Source organism: Vibrio scophthalmi LMG 19158 (assembly GCF_000222585.1).
GTDB lineage: Bacteria > Pseudomonadota > Gammaproteobacteria > Enterobacterales > Vibrionaceae > Vibrio > Vibrio scophthalmi.
The window spans coordinates 1-20,027 of the sequence record NZ_AFWE01000032.1; the positions used below are offsets into that span (position 1 = coordinate 1).

General features: G+C 41.3%; 21 protein-coding genes. All 21 read right to left on the reverse strand.

Features of this window, described 5'->3' with window-relative positions; translation table 11 throughout:
• On the reverse strand, nt 1-409 hold a 409-nt coding region (locus RH88_RS01520; protein ID WP_005592970.1), incomplete at its 3' end, for a hypothetical protein.
• Between the two features lie 142 nt (nt 410-551).
• The gene (locus RH88_RS01525; protein WP_005592971.1) at nt 552-827 is read right to left on the reverse strand and encodes a hypothetical protein; all 276 of its coding nucleotides are present in this window, start codon (nt 825-827) and stop codon (nt 552-554) included.
• 1,321 nt (nt 828-2,148) lie between these two features.
• Nucleotides 2,149-2,577 (reverse strand): hypothetical protein, encoded by a 429-nt coding sequence (locus RH88_RS23670; RefSeq protein ID WP_005592974.1) that lies wholly within the window; start codon nt 2,575-2,577, stop codon nt 2,149-2,151.
• 684 nt (nt 2,578-3,261) lie between these two features.
• Nucleotides 3,262-3,666 (reverse strand): hypothetical protein, encoded by a 405-nt coding sequence (locus RH88_RS01535; protein ID WP_005592978.1) that lies wholly within the window; start codon nt 3,664-3,666, stop codon nt 3,262-3,264.
• Nucleotides 3,667-6,068: 2,402 nt separating this feature from the next.
• On the reverse strand, nt 6,069-6,389 hold the full coding sequence (locus RH88_RS01540) for a hypothetical protein (protein ID WP_005592980.1): 321 nt from the start codon (nt 6,387-6,389) through the stop codon (nt 6,069-6,071).
• 751 nt (nt 6,390-7,140) lie between these two features.
• Entirely contained in the window at nt 7,141-7,479 is a 339-nt protein-coding gene (locus RH88_RS01545; protein WP_005592981.1) for a GFA family protein, read from the reverse strand.
• 727 nt (nt 7,480-8,206) lie between these two features.
• Nucleotides 8,207-8,791, reverse strand: coding sequence for a hypothetical protein (locus tag RH88_RS01550; RefSeq protein ID WP_005592982.1), 585 nt, complete (start codon nt 8,789-8,791; stop codon nt 8,207-8,209).
• Nucleotides 8,792-8,937: 146 nt separating this feature from the next.
• A complete protein-coding gene (locus RH88_RS01555; RefSeq protein ID WP_005592983.1) occupies nt 8,938-9,288 on the reverse strand; it encodes a hypothetical protein in 351 nt (116 codons plus the stop codon).
• A 135-nt stretch (nt 9,289-9,423) separates the two neighbouring features.
• Nucleotides 9,424-9,711 carry a hypothetical protein gene (locus RH88_RS01560; RefSeq protein ID WP_005592984.1) on the reverse strand — a complete coding sequence of 96 codons (288 nt, stop codon included), beginning with the start codon at nt 9,709-9,711 and terminating at the stop codon, nt 9,424-9,426.
• 227 nt (nt 9,712-9,938) lie between these two features.
• Nucleotides 9,939-10,523, reverse strand: coding sequence for a hypothetical protein (locus RH88_RS01565; protein ID WP_005592985.1), 585 nt, complete (start codon nt 10,521-10,523; stop codon nt 9,939-9,941).
• A 150-nt stretch (nt 10,524-10,673) separates the two neighbouring features.
• On the reverse strand, nt 10,674-11,324 hold the full coding sequence (locus RH88_RS01570; RefSeq protein WP_005592986.1) for a hypothetical protein: 651 nt from the start codon (nt 11,322-11,324) through the stop codon (nt 10,674-10,676).
• A 134-nt stretch (nt 11,325-11,458) separates the two neighbouring features.
• Nucleotides 11,459-11,851, reverse strand: coding sequence for a hypothetical protein (locus tag RH88_RS23325; RefSeq protein ID WP_138944240.1), 393 nt, complete (start codon nt 11,849-11,851; stop codon nt 11,459-11,461).
• A gap of 191 nt (nt 11,852-12,042) precedes the next feature.
• Entirely contained in the window at nt 12,043-12,531 is a 489-nt protein-coding gene (locus tag RH88_RS01580; protein ID WP_005592988.1) for a hypothetical protein, read from the reverse strand.
• Nucleotides 12,532-12,695: 164 nt separating this feature from the next.
• Complete coding sequence (locus tag RH88_RS01585) at nt 12,696-13,166, reverse strand: cold shock domain-containing protein (RefSeq protein WP_005592989.1); 471 nt, start codon at nt 13,164-13,166, stop codon at nt 12,696-12,698.
• 144 nt (nt 13,167-13,310) lie between these two features.
• Nucleotides 13,311-13,991 (reverse strand): hypothetical protein, encoded by a 681-nt coding sequence (locus RH88_RS01590; protein WP_005592990.1) that lies wholly within the window; start codon nt 13,989-13,991, stop codon nt 13,311-13,313.
• Nucleotides 13,992-14,144: 153 nt separating this feature from the next.
• Nucleotides 14,145-14,609: a GIY-YIG nuclease family protein gene (locus tag RH88_RS01595; protein ID WP_005592991.1), complete on the reverse strand. Its 465-nt coding sequence runs from the start codon at nt 14,607-14,609 to the stop codon at nt 14,145-14,147.
• Nucleotides 14,610-15,864: 1,255 nt separating this feature from the next.
• The gene (locus RH88_RS01600; RefSeq protein WP_005592993.1) at nt 15,865-16,266 is read right to left on the reverse strand and encodes a hypothetical protein; all 402 of its coding nucleotides are present in this window, start codon (nt 16,264-16,266) and stop codon (nt 15,865-15,867) included.
• A gap of 1,144 nt (nt 16,267-17,410) precedes the next feature.
• Entirely contained in the window at nt 17,411-17,791 is a 381-nt protein-coding gene (locus tag RH88_RS01605; RefSeq protein ID WP_005592995.1) for a hypothetical protein, read from the reverse strand.
• A 115-nt stretch (nt 17,792-17,906) separates the two neighbouring features.
• The gene (locus tag RH88_RS01610) at nt 17,907-18,521 is read right to left on the reverse strand and encodes a T3SS effector IpaJ family cysteine protease (protein WP_005592996.1); all 615 of its coding nucleotides are present in this window, start codon (nt 18,519-18,521) and stop codon (nt 17,907-17,909) included.
• Nucleotides 18,522-18,647: 126 nt separating this feature from the next.
• Nucleotides 18,648-19,385: an HNH endonuclease signature motif containing protein gene (locus tag RH88_RS01615; protein WP_005592997.1), complete on the reverse strand. Its 738-nt coding sequence runs from the start codon at nt 19,383-19,385 to the stop codon at nt 18,648-18,650.
• Nucleotides 19,386-19,531: 146 nt separating this feature from the next.
• Nucleotides 19,532-20,027 (reverse strand): tetratricopeptide repeat protein (locus RH88_RS01620; protein WP_005592998.1); only part of this gene is annotated, 496 nt, incomplete at its 5' end.

Consider the following 20,027-nt stretch of genomic DNA (forward strand, 5'->3'; position numbering starts at 1 on the left):
ACTTTCTCAAGGAGTCCCCAAACTTTTCACGGATACCGGCTTCTTCAATCGAGTATTGATAGGTGACGTAAAATGTTGCCGAAAACATAGCTAGAGCCGCCAAAAATGAAAAACTTGCAACTAAAGCTAGGACTGCAACGATAAAAGATAAAAGGCTCCACGTATGAAACCGTTGAACTCCGACATATTCAGAATCCAACGCCGAGCCTTTACCTGTTAATTTGTTATTGAACGCAATAAAGGCAATCGCACAATTCAACCCTAGACTGATGGCAAAGGAAAACGTCGCTAATTCGAGAAGTAACGATTGAGAGATATCAACATTTCCGCTCAAAATTGCCATGAAATAGGCGAACGATGCGGCTGATAAAGCAGAGCTCAACCAAATATAACCTTCATATTTCTTCACTGTTGCTAATTCCTCCGAGAGTTATAACGCCGCGTTAAGTAGTGAGCAACGCTGCCACCTGACTTAAACCATAATGCCGTAAACACTAAACCTGATTCAAACCAAAAATGCCGAGCGTTGCGAATCTGTCTTAAACGCTTTGTTATATTCGTCGCCCAGTGCGAATGCTATTCTTATGTTTTCTATACAAAAAATCATTCGCTAACCAAAGAAGCCCTGAATAAAAAAAAGCCCCTACTATAGTTAAAACATAAAGACGAAATGAGCTTCGAGAAAGCACGTCCAAGTAAAAATCGTTTCGAATGAAAGCAGTACCAACGACCATGAATGCCGAAAAAGGAAGACCTGTTGTTAAGCAGTAACGGATAAAGCCTTTTTTCCTTTGTCTTAACCAATTAACTCGTTCAGTTTTCTTCATACCCTCAACTCCTATTGGATTTGTCCTCAGAGAATATAACACCGCATTAAGTGGTGAACAACGCGACCACCCAACCTTAAACCTTGCCACATTTAGCACTAAAGCTGACCTGAACTGAAATTGCCAAGCGTTGAGAATCCGTCTTAAATGCTTTGTTATGTTTTAGCACAATTCGTTGATTTACTTGGCAAAGAACTGGGATGCAGACCTAGATTTCTGAACCAAGTCACAAGCTCTAACTCACTTGACCGCCAGATGCGCCAAACTAGAAACGAGTAAGCCCACTTCCCTGATAATGAGGCAACTCGATCAAGCCTCAACAAGCGCCCTTTCTTAGCAACAACAGCGTAGAACAATGGTGATTTGCCGAGGCAACTGCCAAGGTTATTGGCTAATTGGAAAGTATGCCCGAAGCGACTTTGAGCCAGAGAAACAAAGCGACCAAACCACCCGAAAACTCGAATGAAGCAACCCGCGAACCTTGGCATGTTTTACGGGCCAAGTGGTTTAAGAACTGGGCGATAATAGTGATTTGCTGAGTCTACTCCCGGCGAATGGCTAGAGGGGCAAAGAACGACTAAAAGGCATTTAAGCCATTGAAATCCCATTAAAACATAACGCCGCATTAAGTGGTGAACAACGCAACCACCATGCCTTAAACCTTGCCACATATAGCACTGAAGCTGACCCAAACTGAAATTGCCAAGCGTTGAGAATCCGTCTTAAATGCTTTGTTATGTTTTAGCACAATTCGTTGATTTACTTGGCAAAGAACTGGGATGCAGACCTAGATTTCTGAACCAAGTCACAAGCTCGAATTCACTTGACCGCCAGATGCGCCAAACCAGAAACGAGTAAGCCCACTTCCCTGATAATGAGGCAACTCGGTTAAGCCTCAACAAGTGCCCTTTCTTAGCACAAACAGCGCAGAACAATGGCGATTTGCCGACTCAATTGCCAAGGTTATTGGCTGATTGAGAAATATGCCCAAAGCGACTTTGAGCCAGAGAAACAAGGCGAGCAAACCACCCTAAAACTCGAATGAAGCAACCCACGAACTTTGGCATGTTTTACGGGCTGAGAGATTTAAGAACTGAGCGATAATGGTGATTTGCTGAGTCTACTCCCAACAAATAGCCAAAGGGGGAAAGAACGACTCAAAAGCATTTAAGCCATTGAAATTTCGTTAAAACATAACGCCGCATTAAGTGGTGAGCAACGCAGGCCACTGGACTAAAAGTATGATGCCGTAAACACCGAAACTAAAGCAAACTAAAAATGCCGAGCGTTGGGAATCCGCCTTAAATGCTTTGTTATGTTTTTACGACCTCAATGCTATTTCCATGAACAGTACGACTAAAAAGCCTAAAACGAATCCTAGAAAGGCAAGAATTGTCATTATTGTATCTGGTTCTGAATGAGCTTTGTCGATATCTGGATGCTTTATGTAGATTCCCTTTATGGGAAAGCGCCTGTAGTACAATCGTGGATAAAAGCCATGTGTAGCTTTGATTTGGTGGCTATAGCGTAGTTGAGCTAAAAAACTCAACTGCGCAGCTGAAAACATAGCGAAAGACGTAATGTCACCACGGGTATAACCATAATTGAAATTGTAGACGCCTAAGCCAAAGTACAGAAATAGTAAGCCTGCAACCACTTGAAGCGCTTTTTTATGATGATAAATTGGCTGCAAAACAATGAACATAATGACACATGTACTTGTAGTGCTAATGATAAGATTCCAGTCCATATGACTCCTAAACATAACGCCGCGTTAAGTGGTGAGCAACGCCAACCAACCTACCTAAACCATTGTGACATAAACACTTAAATTGAAGTACGCCGAAAACGCCATGCGTTGGGAATCCGTCTTGAACGCTTTGTTATGTAAATTCAGCCACATAAGCCAAAGTTACCACGAAAACTAAAGTATGTACGACCGAAGAAATAGCCAAAACCAAAGAACCCAACAGTGTTCACGAATTTGCAGAGCCAGCAATGTTACAAACCAAGCTTCAACAAGCGAAAAATGGTGATGATCAGCGACCAAAAATGCTTTTAAATCTGGGAAACCTAACGAAAGAAACCATCATCAAATTCCGACTTTCGTTAACCTTGCCCTTTCCACACTTTAAACCCGCAAAACTAGCCACGAACCAACACTAGAACTGAATGAGGAAACTCACGAACCTTGGCATGTTTTACGGCTAATTTTGCAAAGAATCGGGACAGAAAGAGCTGATTTTGACGAGAGTGCAAACCGATGGGTGGAGAGAGCGAATAAACAGAAAAATACTGATTTTACCCGCTTTACATAACGCCGCGTTAAGTGGAGAGCAACGCCTACCACCCTACCTAAACTATTGTGACATAAACACTTAACTCAAAGTATGCCGAAAACGCCAAGCGTTGGGAGTCCGTCTTAAACGCTTTGTTATACGTTTTTTCCGCATGCCAATTTTCCACTTGAATACATTTCAAGCTTTCTCGCGACTCTGGCAGATAAAATTAGCTCAGTAAAAAGATGTTCAGTATAGAAATCATGGGAGATGACTTTCACTTTGTAACTAAACAAACAACGTTTTTTGGTTAATTCTAGTTCGTGTATGTCAAGCAGCAGGCTGAAACTTGGAAATCCACCAATAATTCCTAGTTGTTTTTCACCGACAATAAATTCTACAAGTTGTGGGTCATCATCAATTCGAACAAAACCTAGAAACTTTTTTCCAGATAAATCCCCAACAGCGTTGCATGCTGGAAGCCGAGGACTCTGTCGGTACCAACGAATCAACAAAGGAAGACCACCAATTATCGGTAACAAGAAATATAAGTAATCCAACTCTCACCTCGATCTCTATGATACGTATAACGCCGCATTAAGTGGTGAACAACGCGACCACCCAAGCTTAAACCTTGCCACATTAAGCACGAAAGCTGAACTAAGCTGAAATTGCCAAGCGTTGAGAATCCGTCTTAAATGCTTTGTTATGTTTTAGCACAATTCGTTGATTTACTTGGCAAAGAACTGGGATGCAGACCTAGATTTCCGAACCAAGTCACAAGCTCGAACTCACTTGACCGCCAGATGCACCCTACTAGAAACAAGTACGCCCACTTCCCTGATAATGAGGCAACTCGATCAAGCCTCAACAAGCGCCCTTTCTTAGCAAAAACAGCGCAGAACAATGGCGATTTGCCGACTCAACTGCCAAGGTTATTGGCTGATTGAGAAATATGCCCAAAGCGGCTTTGAGCCAGAGAAACAAGACGACCAAACCACCTGAAAACTAGAATGAAGCAACCCGCGAACCTTGGCATGTTTTACGGGCTGAGAGATTTAAGAACTGAGCGACAATGGTGATTTGCTGAGTCTACTCCCAACTAATAGCCAAAGGGACAAAGAACGACTCAAAGGCATTTAAGCCATTGAAATTCCATTAAAACATAACGCCATGTTAAGGGGTGAGCCAACGCATTACGCTGAAGCTACGACAAACCGCCCTAAACACCATTACTGAATTTAAACAGAATTCGCCAAGCGTTGCGAATCCTCCTTGAACATTTTGTTATGCAAATACAGCGACATAGCCAGCAACTTACCACAGAAACCAAAGCCATTGAGCCTAAAAGAGTTTCCAAAACCGCAGAACTCTACGAAGTTCACGAACTTAAGAAACCTAAAGCCTCAACAAGTAAAGAACACTAAACTTCAGCGCGTAAAAGGGCTTTTGAGGCAAGTAGCTAAAAGAACCAGAGCTTCAGCAAGTTTGGGCTGTCGTTCACTTTACTCTTCCCACACTTTAAGCCACCTAAACTCACCACCAACCAGATCGAAAACTGAATGAGGCAACCCACAAAATTTGGCATGTTTTACGGTTGGAGATATTCAAGAATTGAGGGCAACAATGCCGATTTGCCGACACCGAAAAACGGATAGCCAGAGAGAATAAAAAAGACGATTTCTACCCATTTTGCTCTCATTGCATAACGCCGCGTTAAGTGGTGAGCAACGCTACCACCCTACCTAAACCATTGTGACATAAACACTAAAACCAAAGTAAGTCGAAAATGCCAAGCGTTGGGAATCCGTCTTAAACGCTTTGTTATGTTCGTAGCTTTTGATAGGTGCAAGCTATTAAAAAGACAATTCCAATAGACAATAGTTAAGAAAAACTGTTATCATCCCAACATATCGATAGGTAAAACCTATTAACATTACTCATATAGCATGGTAAAGGGAATCATGGGATTAAGTAGCATTGTTCATATTAGCTCTATTGGTTGTGCTTGCAGTGCATGCGCTCGACTGATTTGGATCAATGAGTTATCGCTAAACGGAATAGAATTAGAAACACTGATTGTTCATGCTCAATCAGCAGCAATGCTTCCAATGGCTGTAGTTTTACTAATCGCAAGCGTTAAGCCTGAGATCACACAAACTATCCAGGGATTGAACGCACACTACTTAATATCTGCAATATCATTAACTTACGTATCAATAAGTTCGCTTCAGTTTTAATATTTCGAAAAGAACATAACGCCGCATTAAGTGGTGAACAACGCGACCACCCAAACCTAAACCTTGCCACATTTAGCACTGAAGCTGACCTAGGCTGAAATCGCCAAGCGTTGAGAATCCGTCTTAAATGCTTTGTTATGTTTTAGCACAATTCGTTGATTTACTTGGCAAAGAACTGAAGTGTAGACCTAGTTTTCTGAACTGAATCACAACCTAGCACTAGCTTGACCGGCAGATGTGCCAAACCAACAACGAGTAAGCCCACCTCCCTGACAATGAGGCAACTCGACCAAGCCTCAACAAGCGCCCTTTCTTAGCAAAAGCAGCGCAGAACAATGGCAATTTGCCGACTCAACTGCCAAGGTTATTGGCTGATTGGGAAATATGCCCAAAGCGACTTTGAGCCAGAAGAACCTGACTACCGAACCACCCGAAAACTCGAATGAAGCAACCCGCGAACATTGGCATGTTTTACGGGTTAAGTGATTTAAGAAAGGAACGATAATAGTGATTTGCTGAGTCTACTCCCAGCAAATGGCTAGAGGGGCAAAGAACGACTCAAAGGCATTTAAGCCATTGAAATTACATTAAAACATAACGCCGCGTTAAGTGGTGAGCAACGCAAACCACCCTACCTAAGCCATTGTGACATAAACACTAAAATCAAAGAAAGACGGAATCACCAAGCGTTGGGAATCCGTCTTAAACGCCTTGTTATAACGCTATTTTTTTTGAACACCGTAATCAACCCACTGCGCTTTACGTTTAGTTGTAAAAATGCAGCTAACGCCACCGATATTATGAATAATCGGAGCATCAAAGTCACAAAATAGTGACACATAATATAATGGAGTCTGTTCATTGCCGAATGTCTGAGGAGTCCACATGGCGACATCACCATCCTTACATCGATCTTGAGCTTCATCTCCATTTGCAAACTGACAAACCTTAGCTTGATCAATAGAATTAATACCAAATGCGGCGGACGCACTAAACGAGGAAATTGATAAGGTTATACCTAAAGCAATTAATATTTCTTTCATGACAATCCTTGTTAATTATAAATATGTAAAAATGACGCACAGCGTTATAACGCCGCATTAAGTGGTGAACAACGCAACCACCCAAGCTTAAACCTTGCCACACAAAGCACTAAAGCCGACCTAAACTGAAATTGCCAAGCGTTGAGAATCCGTCTTAAATGCTTTGTTATGTTTTAGCACAATTCGTTGATTTACTTGGCAAAGAACTGAAGTGTAGACCTAGTTTTCTGAACCAAATCACAAGCTCGAACTAACTTGACTGCCAGATGCGCCAAACCAACAACGAGTAAGCCCACTTCCCTGATAATGAGGCAACTCAGTACGCTTTCAACAAGCGCCCTTTCTTAGCAAAAGCAGCGCAGAACAATGGCGATTTGCCGACTCAACTGCCAAGGTTATTGACTGATTGAGAAATACGCCCAAAGCGACTTTGAGCCAGAGAAACAAGACGAACAAACCACCCTAAAACTCGAATGAAGCAACCCGCGAACCTTGGCATGTTTTACGGGTTAAGTGATTTAAGAATGGAACGATAATAGTGATTTGCTGAGTCTATTCCCAGCGAATAGCCAAAGGGGCAAAGAACGACTCAAAGGCATTTAAGCCATTGAAATTACATTAAAACATAACGCCAAATTAAGGTGTGAACAACGCAGACACCTTACCTAAAGCATTGTGCCATAAACACTAAACTAGCTTGAAGTGAAAGCGCCGAGCGTTGTGAATCACTCTTAAATTTATTGTTAGGTGATTAGTACGATGCACCATTGATCTTCCGAACTGGGATACTGGAAAGCACTTCATGTTCAGCCATTCTCATATTTACAGCTAAGATATCTTCGGAACATTTCTGTGTCGTTACGTAATGCGTTAAACAACCACATGAGTTGCAACGATGAAATTCTACTTCTTTGTCACCCCAACAATAGAAAGCCGTTTTCTCATTCATGCTGATTTGAACTTGTTCTGGAGAAAAGTACGCCCAAGCAGCAGCATAGCGACGACAAATAGAACAGTTACACTCTCCCACTTCTTTAGGAAGCGAACTCAACACCAAGCTAACGTTTCCGCAGTGACACTTTAATTCCATTCGATAATTCCCTGTATTCACCTAACGCCGCATTAAGTGGTGAACAACGCGACCACCCAAACCTAAACCTTGCCACATTTAGCACTAAAGCTAACCTAGGCTGAAATTGCCAAGCGTTGAGAATCCGTCTTAAATGCTTTGTTATGTTTTAGCACAATTCGTTGATTTACTTGGCAAAGAACTGGGATGCAGACCTAGATTTCTGAACCAAGTCACAAGCTCAAACTCACTTGACCGCCAGATGCACCAAACCAACAACGAGTAAGTCCACTTCCCTGATAATGAGGCAACTCGATCAAGTCTCAACAAGCGCCTTTTCTTAGCAACAACAGCGCAAAACAATGGCGATTTGCCGAGGCAACTGCCAAGGTTATTGGCTGATTGGAAAATACGTTCAAAGCGACTTTGAGCCAGAGAAACTAGACGACCAAACCACCCGAAAACTCGAATGAAGCAACCCGCGAACCTTGGCATGTTTTACGGGTTAAGGGATTTAAGAACTGATCGACAATGGTGATTTGCTGAGTCTACTCTCAACTAATAGCCAAAGGGAAAAAGAACGACTCAAAGGCATTTAAGCCATCGAAATTACATTAAAACATAACGCCGCGTTAAGTGGCGAGCAATGCCAACCACCTTACCTAAACCATTGTGACATAAACACTAAACCTGAAGAAAGCCGAAAGCGCCAAGCGTTGGGAGTCCGTCTTAAACGCTTTGTTAGGAATTATTCTGAGATGATCGCTGAATAATAACCGACTGTCAGCAATGACAATACAGAAACAACTGCAATGGCATCTGCTGTGACAGCAACAGGGGTAACTACAATTTTCGCTACTTTTGAAATTCCACCTTCAGGCACCTCCACTATAATAAGTTGTTCCTTATCGAAGGAAGTAACCTGTAGCTCACCTTCGATCTGATACAACTTGCCTGACAGTCGAGTTTTATATGCAAGCCCGTTTGATACTTTTGTAAAACCTAGCCCCAAAAGGACTTTTGCTTCTGATGAGTCACTAGCAACATCCGTGGTCAACTTCAGCACCCCAGTTACCGTATTATTGTCATTAATTTTAAAGTAATCGTACTTTGGCTGAAAATCGAATTCATGGATTGCTGATAAAATATCTTTGAAGTCTTTAGAAATATTGAAAATATAACTATATCTATCACCACCAATGATCAGTAAATCCTTGTCCGGAACAACATAGTAACCAGTCACCTTTTCTGTGAAGGTAGGAGGTTCCCACAGTGCGGAGGTACATCCTGTTATGGCAAATAGTGCCAAAAGAACGATTGTAATGTGCTTCATGAATACTCCTTATTCCTAACGCCGCGTTAAGTGGTGAGCAACGCTACCACCCTACCTAAACCATTGTGCCGTAAACACTAAATTCAAAGCAAACCGAAAATGCCAAGCGTTGGGAATCCGTCTTAAACGCTTTGTTATAAGCGTGCTTACCGGTTGGGGGTAAGTAGCCCGGGACAAATTTCTACGAATTGAAACTCTGTAAGATCCCAATATTCAAAGCGCCGTTTCTGCGCCATACCACACCATTGTTGAGAGAGTATGAATGAATTTCCAAGCTTAATACCGTAACACTCGTCATATTCTGTGATATCTAGAATGTGGTATATACGATTAGCACCAACAGGTTCTTTCAACCAATATGGCACAAGGTATTTAGCATTGCGCCCTTTAAGGTTCGGTTTGCCTAAACTCTTATTTATCCACACCACATCATGATGAGAAACGTCTTCTGTAAACTCTTCAGTTTCAGGTACTACTAGAACACTGATACTTTGCATTATTTCTCCAAGCTTATAACGCCGCGTTAAGTGGTGAGCAACGCCAACCACCCAGCCTAAACCATTGTGACATAAACACTTAACCCAAAGTAAGCTGAAAATGCCAAGCGTTGGGAATCTGTCTTAAACGCTTTGTTATGTGATATTTTGCTTATCTGATAGTTTTCTATACCGCCACTCTCCTAGAAACCAAGAGATAACATTAAACGAAATACCAATTGCTAATAAAAACATCACCGTCGTAGGCAACTCAGTGAGAAACTCTCCCCATCGGTTTTGGTTAGTAAAAAGAGCAAAGCCAGCAAACTTCCCGAGAAAGAGCCCCCCGCTAATGATTAAAGTTTGAGTGATTATGTAGTAGACAGCACCTTTTTGTCGTTTAATAGCCCAGTTTTTAAACCATTTATTTTGATACTCTGTCATCTTTTTCCTCTCACTTTGATATCAGTCCTATCTAACCTAACCATATGAAACTAAGATACAATTTGATTGGAGACTTATACGAGCAATATCGCGATTTAGGCATATCACATAACGCCGCGTTAAGTAGTGAGCAACGCTACCACTTTACTTAAACCATTGTGCCGTAAACACTGAAGCTGATTCAAACCAAAAATGCCGAGCGTTGCGAATCTGTCTTAAACGCTTTGTTATATTGTGGTTTCGTAGTTCTCTTTTACTATGTTTAAGATACGTTCCAGATGCTTAGAAAAAACTTTGTCCCATTCTAAAATCAAAGTTGAAGCATCAGTGTCATGAGATAGAAAGCCGCTATCATGATTGGCAGAGTACCCTTTTAACTTTCCTTGTCGAAGAGCATTACGATCCAGAATAAAGCTATGTTCCTTGATCTTTCGTCCACCTCGATTTGCGCCATGAGCAGCAAAGCTGTTTCTAATATCGAAGATCTTACAACCTTGAATTTCGCTTAGTTCAAACTCTATACCCATTTTTCTAAGCAAAACTAATAACGCTTGCTGCTGCATATAAACAGCATTGAGCACACCATAAAAGTACAAATAGAGATCACCAAATGGCAATGATGGGTTTCGCTCTAGAAACGAATGCTTCGCCAGTTGTGTATCTTCTAATAAGTAAAAGCTATCGATAACTGAGTTATACGCATCACTTGTAGCAACAGATACGATAGGAAAAAGCTCTTTATCATTCTCAACATTACAAGAGTGATCGGAGATGATTTCCCGAGTTAAAGCTATTATTTCATCAATTTCCAAACGCTGAACTCCAAAAACAATATAACGCCGCGTTAAGTGGTGAGCAACGCAGACCACCTAACCTAAACCATTGTTACATAAACACTAAAATCAAAGTAAGCCGAAAACGCCATGCGTTGGGAATCCGTCTTGAACGCTTTGTTATATGCATTAATTAGCATCACCTACATCAAAGCTAGTTTTCTTGAAGCGCTCAATACATTTCCTAGGGTCTGGCCTAATTTTGAGTAAGAAAAGTATAAAAGATAAAAGTGCGAACAGGGTCGCTACTTGCACGGCAAATATCTCAGCGTGTTTGCCACCGCTGAACTCTACCGACTTCTGGTCGAAGTAGAATCCTGTACCCGTATAAAACACGTCAGGACTGAAGTAAGTTATAAACTTCTGCTTCCCTTTAGTTACCATATACGAGTAGCTACTGAAGTTAGGCTTCAATAGTTCGACACGTTGTACCACAACCGAAGGCTCACCCATACCTTTAAAAACCGTTTTGGTAGTTTTTAATACTGGTTTTCCATCCACTGAGAATGTTGGGGATTTCACAATTACAGGCTTTAACTGAGCATCTTTTCTGGCCAATGCCAATTCTTCTGAATTAGGAATACTTTCAGTTTCAATTTCCTTTGGTACATATCCAATGATGACATCCTCATATACAGGTTCAGTCACACTTAGCTCAATTTTAGTTTCAGGGCTTAGCAACCAAAACAGCGTATAACACAAATAGCCTACAACTAATCCTATCCCCGCAGATATCTCATTGAACCAAGCTAACCTTGACTCAACTTTCTTGATTTTCATCAACACTCCTGCATATAACGCCGCGTTAAGTGGCGAGCAACGCCAACCACCCAACCTAACCCTTTGTGACATAAACACTTAAACTAAAGTAAGCCGGAAACGCCAAGCGTTGGGAGTCCGTCTTAAACGCTTTGTTATACCTGTTCTTCAAGCTGGTACTTAACTAAGCATGATTCAAAAGCTTGGCGCTCACCTGAAGTATTAATTAACGCAGCTGCGCTACTTTCCCACAGTTCAACGTGACCACTATTAAGAATATCAGCACTCATTAGCAGCATTCGACCACCTGCATAGGTTTCAACGCGATATCCATCTGTACGAATTTGTTGCTTCGTATCGATATCGGTCAACATTGAGTGCGAACTTAAGAATCCATCGTACACGCAACCTGTAAATTCTAATATAACATCCGTAGAGATAGAACCGCTCATTAGCGATTCAAACTCACTTGTATCGAGTCTTGTAGGGGCTGATGAGCATCCCGACAAGACACTAAACGCCAAAACTGACAATATTATTTTTTTCATATAGTTATCCGGAATATTACTTATATAGAGAAAAGGTATAACGCCGCATTAAGTGGTGAACAACGCGACCACCCAACCTTAAACCTTGCCACATTTGGCATTGAAGCCGACCTAGACTGAAACCGCCAAGCGTTGAGAATCCGTCTTAAATGCTTTGTTAAGTTTCTGGGGGCATTTTAGGAAAACTTTTTTCATTCGCTCAGTTCATCTTGGATAGCCCAAAATTTATCACTAAAGTAATTATGTCTTTTATTATCCATACCTGTCCGCTCACCAGTCTGTTCAGGAAATTCAATACTGGAATCAATAAGGCCCTTCAACGCTGGATAAGTTACAAACAACTCATTTCTAGAGATATACCCCTCAAATAACCCAAGGGTATAACTAGCTTCATTTTTACCATTCTTCACACTTAAGTTCTTACTGTATTCGCTAATTTTATATGCCGATTTAGCCATTTCTAACAAGACTAGCTTCCTAGCACCATCTATATCTGATTGTGAAAGTGCCTCATCTATTTTAGATAGACTATTAATATTCTCTATTTCTCTTTCTACAACATTCGCGTCATGTTGTTCATAGTGAATTCGAGCCAGTTCATCTATCAATATCCTTATTCTAGACTCCGCGTGGACTCCATTAGATATGAAAATGAAGAAGAGAAGATAATAAAATTTCATCGATATTTCCTTACATCTACAGACTAAACTTAACGCCGTGTTAAGGGGCGAAATACGCTATAACCCCAAAACTAAACCACTGTGACTTAAACGCCTAACTCGACATTTAATACCAATTCGCCAAGCGTTTTGAGTCCCTCTTAAACACTTTGTTATATCGCGCCTTAATTAGTGCACCATTGCATTTCACAAGGCTCTCCATCATTGTTCCCGTCGATTTTTACATTGGGACAATTCGCTAAGTAGAACTTTGCTTCATCGCATGATGTCATTTGGCTACAGTGAGTCTTACCTTCACATGTAAAGCCCATATTTTCGTATGCTGGGGCAGCTACGACCTTTCCGTAAGCAAAGTACCCTATTGAACCTAAAACTAAACACGCTAAAAGCACCGATAATATCGATGACAAAGCGCTAGAGCTTTTATTAGGCGCTACGCCAACCAAAGAGACGAAATGAGCATTAGCTTTACCGTTTTTCCATGCGAGTTGAAACTCGACAGAATCACCAATTTTAGGACGTCTAAAGCCTTTTTCAAACTTTGATATATGGACGAAAATATCACCTTGGTGATCGTCAGAATGAATAAAGCCAAAACCTCGATCATCAACCCAACGAACAATTGAGCCTCTCATAGTTAACCTTTTCCTTGAAGCGATATAACGCCGCATTAAGTGGTGAGCAACGCCAACCACCTTACCTAAACCATTGTGACATAAACACTTAAACCGAAGTAAGCCGAAAACGCCATGCGTTGGGAATCCGTCTTAAATGCCTTGTTAGGGCTTTGTTAACCACTGAGCTATTGCTATAACGTATTCTACTTTTTTCATTCGCTCAGGGTGCCCAACTATGAGTAAAGAGACAGGCTCCCACCATCCTAATTGTTTTGCACCACACGGGACTCTATGCTCGGAGTCAGTGTGTTCAACAATAGTGTTTGATACTGCAAAAGGGATTGCCTCAAAGAGATCTCGATACATAGACCATGTAAAAAAGATTATCTTTCGAGGTTTCAACAATTCGATTTCTTTTATGATGACTTTATTTTGAACGATACACTTTTCAGCACAAGCCCATGATGTGTTATCCGTGTCGTTTGTACTTGTACATTTAACAATGTTTGTAAAGGCAATATGTTCCCAGCTTTCTTTGTCGGAGCCATAGACAATATTGAGAGCTTCTTTTGTGTAGTTCCAGTAAGGCCAATTTTCCGTAAAGAAGAGCCTTTCTGCGACTTCTCGACCGTCAATGATATTGCTATCTAGTACATCCCCTGGCGTGCCTCGATGCGGCTTCCCTGCAATAAAAACTCGACCAGCATCAGAGTTATATTTCGTACCAATTTGCCATGGTAATAATGGTGATTTATTGCTTGCATCGCAACTTTGGCAGTGACCATTGAAAGGAATACCAAGATGACTTTCATAAATATCTATAACTTCATCATAATAGTTCATTTTGTTTCCTCGTATTCTAGCCCTAACGCCGCGTTAAGTAGTGAGCAACACGACCACCGAACCTAAACTATTGTGTCGTAAACACTAAAATCAAAGCAAACCGAAAATGCCGAGCGTTGCGAATCTGTCTTAAACGCTTTGTTAGGGCTGCAACTACACGGTGAAACCACACTTTAAACAACGTTCACCGCCATAGTTTTCATTGTAACTAAGTCCTAGGCTACTACCGCACTCAGGGCAATAATCTGAATTATCGAGTGTTCCCCACTCCCACGTATCTTCATATTCGGGGATCCCATGCCTGTCATAACCTATCAATTCACCTGCGTTAGATTGTTTTGCGATATAACTGCAGTGGCTATGCGCTTTTAATAAGTCGAGTACAATTTCATGGTTTATTTCGAACCATTCCCCAATTACACGCTGCTCTCTGTACTTCTGGTGTAGTTGCCTTTCAAGCTCACGATCAGTACCACTGTCAACCCAGCCCATTAAGGCAAGTCTTCTCGAGTTTCCCGTTTGCAAAGCCTTTAGACGTTTAACCGGATCTTTGCTTATTCCGATTTTAATCCGCTGATTAATTAGGTCTTCGTTTTCGATAATAAAATAGAGTGCCATAATTTCCTTGTAGCCCTAACGCCATGTTAAGGGGTGAGCCAACGCATTGCGCTGAAGCTACGACAAACCGCCTTAAACACCATTGCTGAATTTAAACAGAATTCGCCAAGCGTTGCGAATCCACCTTGAACATTTTGTTATGCAAATACAGCGACATAGCCAGCAACTTACCACAGAAACCAAAGCCATTGAGTCAAAATCATTTCCCAAAACAACAGAACTCTACGAAGTTCACGAACTTAAGAAATCTGAAGCCTCAACAAGTAAAGAACACTCAACTTCAGCGCGTAAAAAGGCTTTTGCGACAAATAACTAAACGAACCAGAGCTTCAGCAAGTTTGAGCTGTCGTTCACTCTGCTCTTTCCACACTTTAAGCCCGCGAAACTCACTGCCAACCAGATCGAAAACTGAATGAGGCGACCCACGAAATTTGGCATGTTTTACGGCTGGAGATATTCAAGAATTGAGGGCGACAATGCCAATTTGCCGACACCAGAAAACGGGAAGCCGGAGGGAACAAAAAAGACGATTTCTACCAATTTTGCTCTCATTGCATAACGCCGCATTAAGTGGTGAACAACGCGACCACCCAACCTTAAACCTTGCCACATTTAGCACTGAAGCCGACCTAGACTGAAACCGCCAAGCGTTGAGAATCCGTCTTAAATGCTTTGTTATGTTTTAGCACAATTCGTTGATTTACTTGGCAAAGAACTGAAGTCTTGACCTAGAATTCTGAACCAAATCACAAGCTCGAACTTACTTGACCGGCAGACGCACCAAAACCAAAAACGAGTAAGTCCACTTCCCTGATAATGAGGCAACTCGATACTCTTTCAACAAGTGCCCTTTCTTAGCAAAAGCAGCGCTGAACAATGGATATTTGCCGAGGCAACTGCCAAGGTTATTAACTTATTGGGAAATACGCACAAAGCGACTTTGAGCCAGAGAAATAATACGACCAAACCACTCTAAAACTCGAATGAAGCACCCCACGAACTTTGGCATGTTTTACGGGCTGAGAGATTTAAGAACTGAGCGATAATGGTGATTTGCTGAGTCTATTCCCAACGAATAGCCAAAGGGGCAAAGAACGACTCAAAGGCATTTAAACCATTGAAATCACATTAAAACATAACGCCGCGTTAAGTAGTGAGCAACGCTACCACAAAACCTAACCATACCACCATAAACACAAAACCCAACGATGGAATGAAAAATGCCAAGCGTTGAGAATCTGTCTTAAACGCTTTGTTATACGAATTGTTCCCGCAGTACTTGAACCTGTTTTTCAAACAACTGACTATCAGCTTCAGAATATGACTTTGCAACATTAACCCATTGAACACCTGTCTCGTCTATATGCCTGAATTCGATTTGAAGTGCATACTTTGAACAACGAAATAGTGAGAACACGAACCCAACTAAGCTTAGACTTAATACCATTGCCTTTAGCCAAAGAGGGGCTGTTTCGAAATCAGGAATAGCAAGCCAAACCGCACCAGAAAACACGAATACCCAAAACAAAATTTGTCCCAAATTATCCAACAGGCTCAATCGTTTAACTCTGACATTGTTTATCTTAGATATTGGATAGGAATCTTTTTTGAATCTGAATTCACCCAAACCTACACTGAAATCTTCATCCTTGTACATAACTTTCCCTATTCGTATAACGTCGCATTAAGTGGTGAACAACGCGACAACCCAAGCCTAAACCTTGCCACATTTAGCACTGAAGCTGACCTAAGCTGAAATTGCCAAGCGTTGAGAATCCGTCTTAAATGCTTTGTTATGTTTTAGCACAATTCGTTGATTTACTTGGCAAAGAACTGAGGTGCATACCTAGATTTCTGAACCAAATCACAACCTAGAACTCACTTGAGCGGCAGATGCGCCAAACCAACAACGAATAAGTCCACTTCCCTGCGAATGAGGCAACTCGATCAAGCCTCAACAAGCGCCCTTTCTTAGCAAAAGCAGCGCAGAACAATGGCGATTTGCCGAGGCAACTGCCAAGGTTATTGACTGATTGGGAAATACGCCCAAAGCAACTTTGAGCCAGAGAAACAAGACGACCAAACCATCCGAAAACTTGAATAAAGCAACCCACGAACCTTGGCATGTTTTACGGGCTGAGTGGTTTAAGAACTGGGCGACAACGGTGATTTGCTGAGTCTACTCCCAGCGGTTAGCGAAAGGGGCAAAGAACGACTCAAAGGCATTCAAGCCATTGAAATCACATTAAAACATAACGCCGTGTTAAGGGGCGAAATACGCTATACCCCAAACTAAACCATTGTGACTGAAACACCTAACTCGATATTTTATACGAACTCGCCAAGCGTTTTGAGTCCCTCTTAAACACTTTGTTAACTGGTGAACTCAACACAATCACAAAAGCTAGGATAACCATTAGTTCAGCTAACCCAAATAGTTAATCCAAATACTCTTTTGACTATTTTTCGAGTCTGTCGAATATCTCACAATCTAATACTTGTACCATGAAACTTAGTCACCTAACTCCGAACCCCTATATTAGACGCCTAATAAGCGTCTAACACACAGTCACGCAACTTAACCACAAACACAATCGCTTCATTAGACCAAATAATGCAAATCAGAGTAATTAGCTACAGACAGAAACGCACACAAGGGTGATTTTTATGGGAACCAGTTAACGCCTTGCTAAGGTGCAGCTAAACCACTGAACCCAAGCAAAGCCACCGTAATCACTGAACCCAACCGAGCCAAAAATGCCGAAGGTTAGCCGTCACTCTTAAGCAATTTGTTATATTTTTTAGTGCAACATGGTACCAGCAAAGCGATCCTTACCCTTCCAGTACAAGCATTGTGGGCAATGTTCACCTTCTGGATAATCTATACCTTCCTCGTGAGGGCAGCCAATGATATCTTCAACCATGCTCACCGTTTTTGCACCATTGTTTTCAATGAATGCCAAAACTTCTTTTAAGATAAGCTCATCTTTGCGTATGTCAGTTTCCTTGAACCATTTCTTCATTGGTTCCGGATCTGCTCCGTCATAAGGAATAATTGCACAAACAAGTTTTGTTGCCACTGTATTGTCAGGGCCGTAGAATGCCACAGTGGCAACAGGAAAGCCTTTATCCCCTTTGCGTACCTTCTTATTGAGTGCCTTCTTATTATTTCCTTGAGCCATTATTCACTCCCAACTTGAATAAAAATATAACGCCGCATTAAGGTGTGAGCGGCGCTTGGCTATACTTGAGCGAAGCGAAAACGCCAAGCGTTGCGAATCACTCTTAAATGCTTTGTTATGCGAATTTTTCCACTTTTAGCGCTACGCCTATCCAGTTACCCCAAGCTGACAATGGTGGCACTTGACTAACCGAGCCGTCAGCAGGGTCAAATAAACCTTGATTACTCAAGGCCACACTGTGCTTTTCACCTGTGTTATGAATAATAGTTGGGAGCAATACCGTCGAAGAGCCCTGCTTACTTAACCCCAGCTCAATCTGAAGATTTTGCGCTTCAGCAAGCATAAGTTCCTGAGGGTACAAACTAGACAATGTTTGGAAAGTATCCATATCTTTCACGATTACAGATGTGGAAAAACCAAATTGTTTAGCGACATAAGCCATCGCTACAATTGAGTTCAATCCATTGCTAACATTTGCGAAAGTATGCTCTGCACCTTCCGGAATGATACCGGTAACTTCATAGACGAGTTTTGCGATAGTGTCTAAGCTATGGTTTTGCTGTATGCGAATTAATTTTTCAGTAAATGTCAGACTTTTTAGATCTAGCTTATTTAGCACAACAGGCTCGAACGAATCAAAACATCCGAGGGCACTTAACGCCCCTACTAAACTGTATGCTCCACACATATTAGAGCCTGCTGGCTGTACTATTTTAGGATATTGTTGCATCAATTTACTCCGTATTCGCATAACGCCGCATTAAGGTGTGAGCGGCGCTTGGCTATACTTGAGCGAAGCGAAACTGCCAAGCGTTGCGAATCACTCTTAAATGCTTTGTTATGCATATAGCCCTAGCTATTCTGAAACTACGTTTGGATCATCCGCCTTATTAACAGTCAAATGCAATACTGGAAATGAAGACTCGCCACCAATGCCACCAACCATTCTTTGAATTTCAACAGCAGCAAAAGCATACAAACCTCTCTCACGCAGTGCGATTAGCTCATTATTAATGTCCCGGCTAGCATTTATTTTTTGGACTGGCTCTAAATCTTGCGCAAATTCAGACCAATCCTTTATATTTTGTAGGAAGTTAGCCACAAGATCTAATTCTTCGTCAGATAAGTTATCACTGTAATCCATATATGAAGCAAGACAGCCTGACATTTTTTCAAACATTTCCTTGCCTGTGTGAACAATAGATAATTTTTCTGGAATTTCCGCCTTATCTCGAACGATTCGAACCTTCGGGGTTTGAGGGGTTTCTTTTAGTTTTTCTTCAACCCATGTTTCATGATTGGATTTGATAGTCCTTAATAATTCTGGAGTGAATGTTTCAACCTGATCGTCAATTTGCTTATGGTGAATTCTGCAAAGTAATATAAGATTTGAAACATCATCTATTTTATCTCTGGGAAACTTAGGGTCGCTTCGGGGACCTTTTTTTGCGCCAGACACTATATGGCACTCTTCACCAACTACTGACTCTGAATCTTGAGTCGTTCTTTCGAAAACTAAAGACTGTTTACAAATTGCACATTTAGTACCAGATTTTCCCCAAAGAATTTTCCGAGTTTTATCTGAGATAGCCATAGTTTCCTCATATATGCATAACGCCGCGTTAAGTGGTGAGCAACGCCAAACATCCTACCTAAACCATTGTGACATAAACACTTAAAATGAAGAAAGCCGAAAACGCCATGCGTTGGGAATCCGTCTTAAACGCTTTGTTATGTTTGTTAACTTTCAGGTTTAATGAAACCATTAACTATCTCATTAAATACAGATTGATAGGCATCTGTATTTACCAAGTCAGGTCGAGTCTTAGACAATAGAGAAAGAGTGATTTTTGCATTTTCAAAATCCTTCAACGCTACGTGAGACTTAGCCAAAACTAACATTGAACTTTCGTCTTCGCTCACTCTCTTATCAAGATCAAATGCTTTCAATATAGAACCAACAGCACCTTCATAGTTTCGTTCTTTGAAATAAGCTTGGCCAAGGAGCGAGTATGCTTCAGAGGTTGTTTGCATATTCAGTGATTGGTTAAAGTAAACTATAGAATCAGAGAAATTTCCTTGAAGAAAGAAAGTTGACCCTAGACTAAAGAAAATAGCATGACTTACATTATTATCTTTAACCATACCTAAAAGTACATTTTGGGCTTTAGTTATAAGTTCAATTTGTACCTGTCTATCTTCGCTATATTGAGACTGTGTAAGATATAGCTGAGCT

Coding starts and splice junctions, on each gene's coding strand:
- RH88_RS01525 (WP_005592971.1), bottom strand. CDS start 827: ATGAAGAAAACTGAACGAGTTAATTGGTTAAGACAAAGGAAAAAAGGC.
- RH88_RS23670 (WP_005592974.1), bottom strand. CDS start 2,577: ATGGACTGGAATCTTATCATTAGCACTACAAGTACATGTGTCATTATG.
- RH88_RS01540 (WP_005592980.1), bottom strand. CDS start 6,389: ATGAAAGAAATATTAATTGCTTTAGGTATAACCTTATCAATTTCCTCG.
- RH88_RS01545 (WP_005592981.1), bottom strand. CDS start 7,479: ATGGAATTAAAGTGTCACTGCGGAAACGTTAGCTTGGTGTTGAGTTCG.
- RH88_RS01550 (WP_005592982.1), bottom strand. CDS start 8,791: ATGAAGCACATTACAATCGTTCTTTTGGCACTATTTGCCATAACAGGA.
- RH88_RS01555 (WP_005592983.1), bottom strand. CDS start 9,288: ATGCAAAGTATCAGTGTTCTAGTAGTACCTGAAACTGAAGAGTTTACA.
- RH88_RS01560 (WP_005592984.1), bottom strand. CDS start 9,711: ATGACAGAGTATCAAAATAAATGGTTTAAAAACTGGGCTATTAAACGA.
- RH88_RS01570 (WP_005592986.1), bottom strand. CDS start 11,324: ATGAAAATCAAGAAAGTTGAGTCAAGGTTAGCTTGGTTCAATGAGATA.
- RH88_RS23325 (WP_138944240.1), bottom strand. CDS start 11,851: ATGAAAAAAATAATATTGTCAGTTTTGGCGTTTAGTGTCTTGTCGGGA.
- RH88_RS01580 (WP_005592988.1), bottom strand. CDS start 12,531: ATGAAATTTTATTATCTTCTCTTCTTCATTTTCATATCTAATGGAGTC.
- RH88_RS01585 (WP_005592989.1), bottom strand. CDS start 13,166: ATGAGAGGCTCAATTGTTCGTTGGGTTGATGATCGAGGTTTTGGCTTT.
- RH88_RS01590 (WP_005592990.1), bottom strand. CDS start 13,991: ATGAACTATTATGATGAAGTTATAGATATTTATGAAAGTCATCTTGGT.
- RH88_RS01595 (WP_005592991.1), bottom strand. CDS start 14,609: ATGGCACTCTATTTTATTATCGAAAACGAAGACCTAATTAATCAGCGG.
- RH88_RS01600 (WP_005592993.1), bottom strand. CDS start 16,266: ATGTACAAGGATGAAGATTTCAGTGTAGGTTTGGGTGAATTCAGATTC.
- RH88_RS01605 (WP_005592995.1), bottom strand. CDS start 17,791: ATGGCTCAAGGAAATAATAAGAAGGCACTCAATAAGAAGGTACGCAAA.
- RH88_RS01610 (WP_005592996.1), bottom strand. CDS start 18,521: ATGCAACAATATCCTAAAATAGTACAGCCAGCAGGCTCTAATATGTGT.
- RH88_RS01615 (WP_005592997.1), bottom strand. CDS start 19,385: ATGGCTATCTCAGATAAAACTCGGAAAATTCTTTGGGGAAAATCTGGT.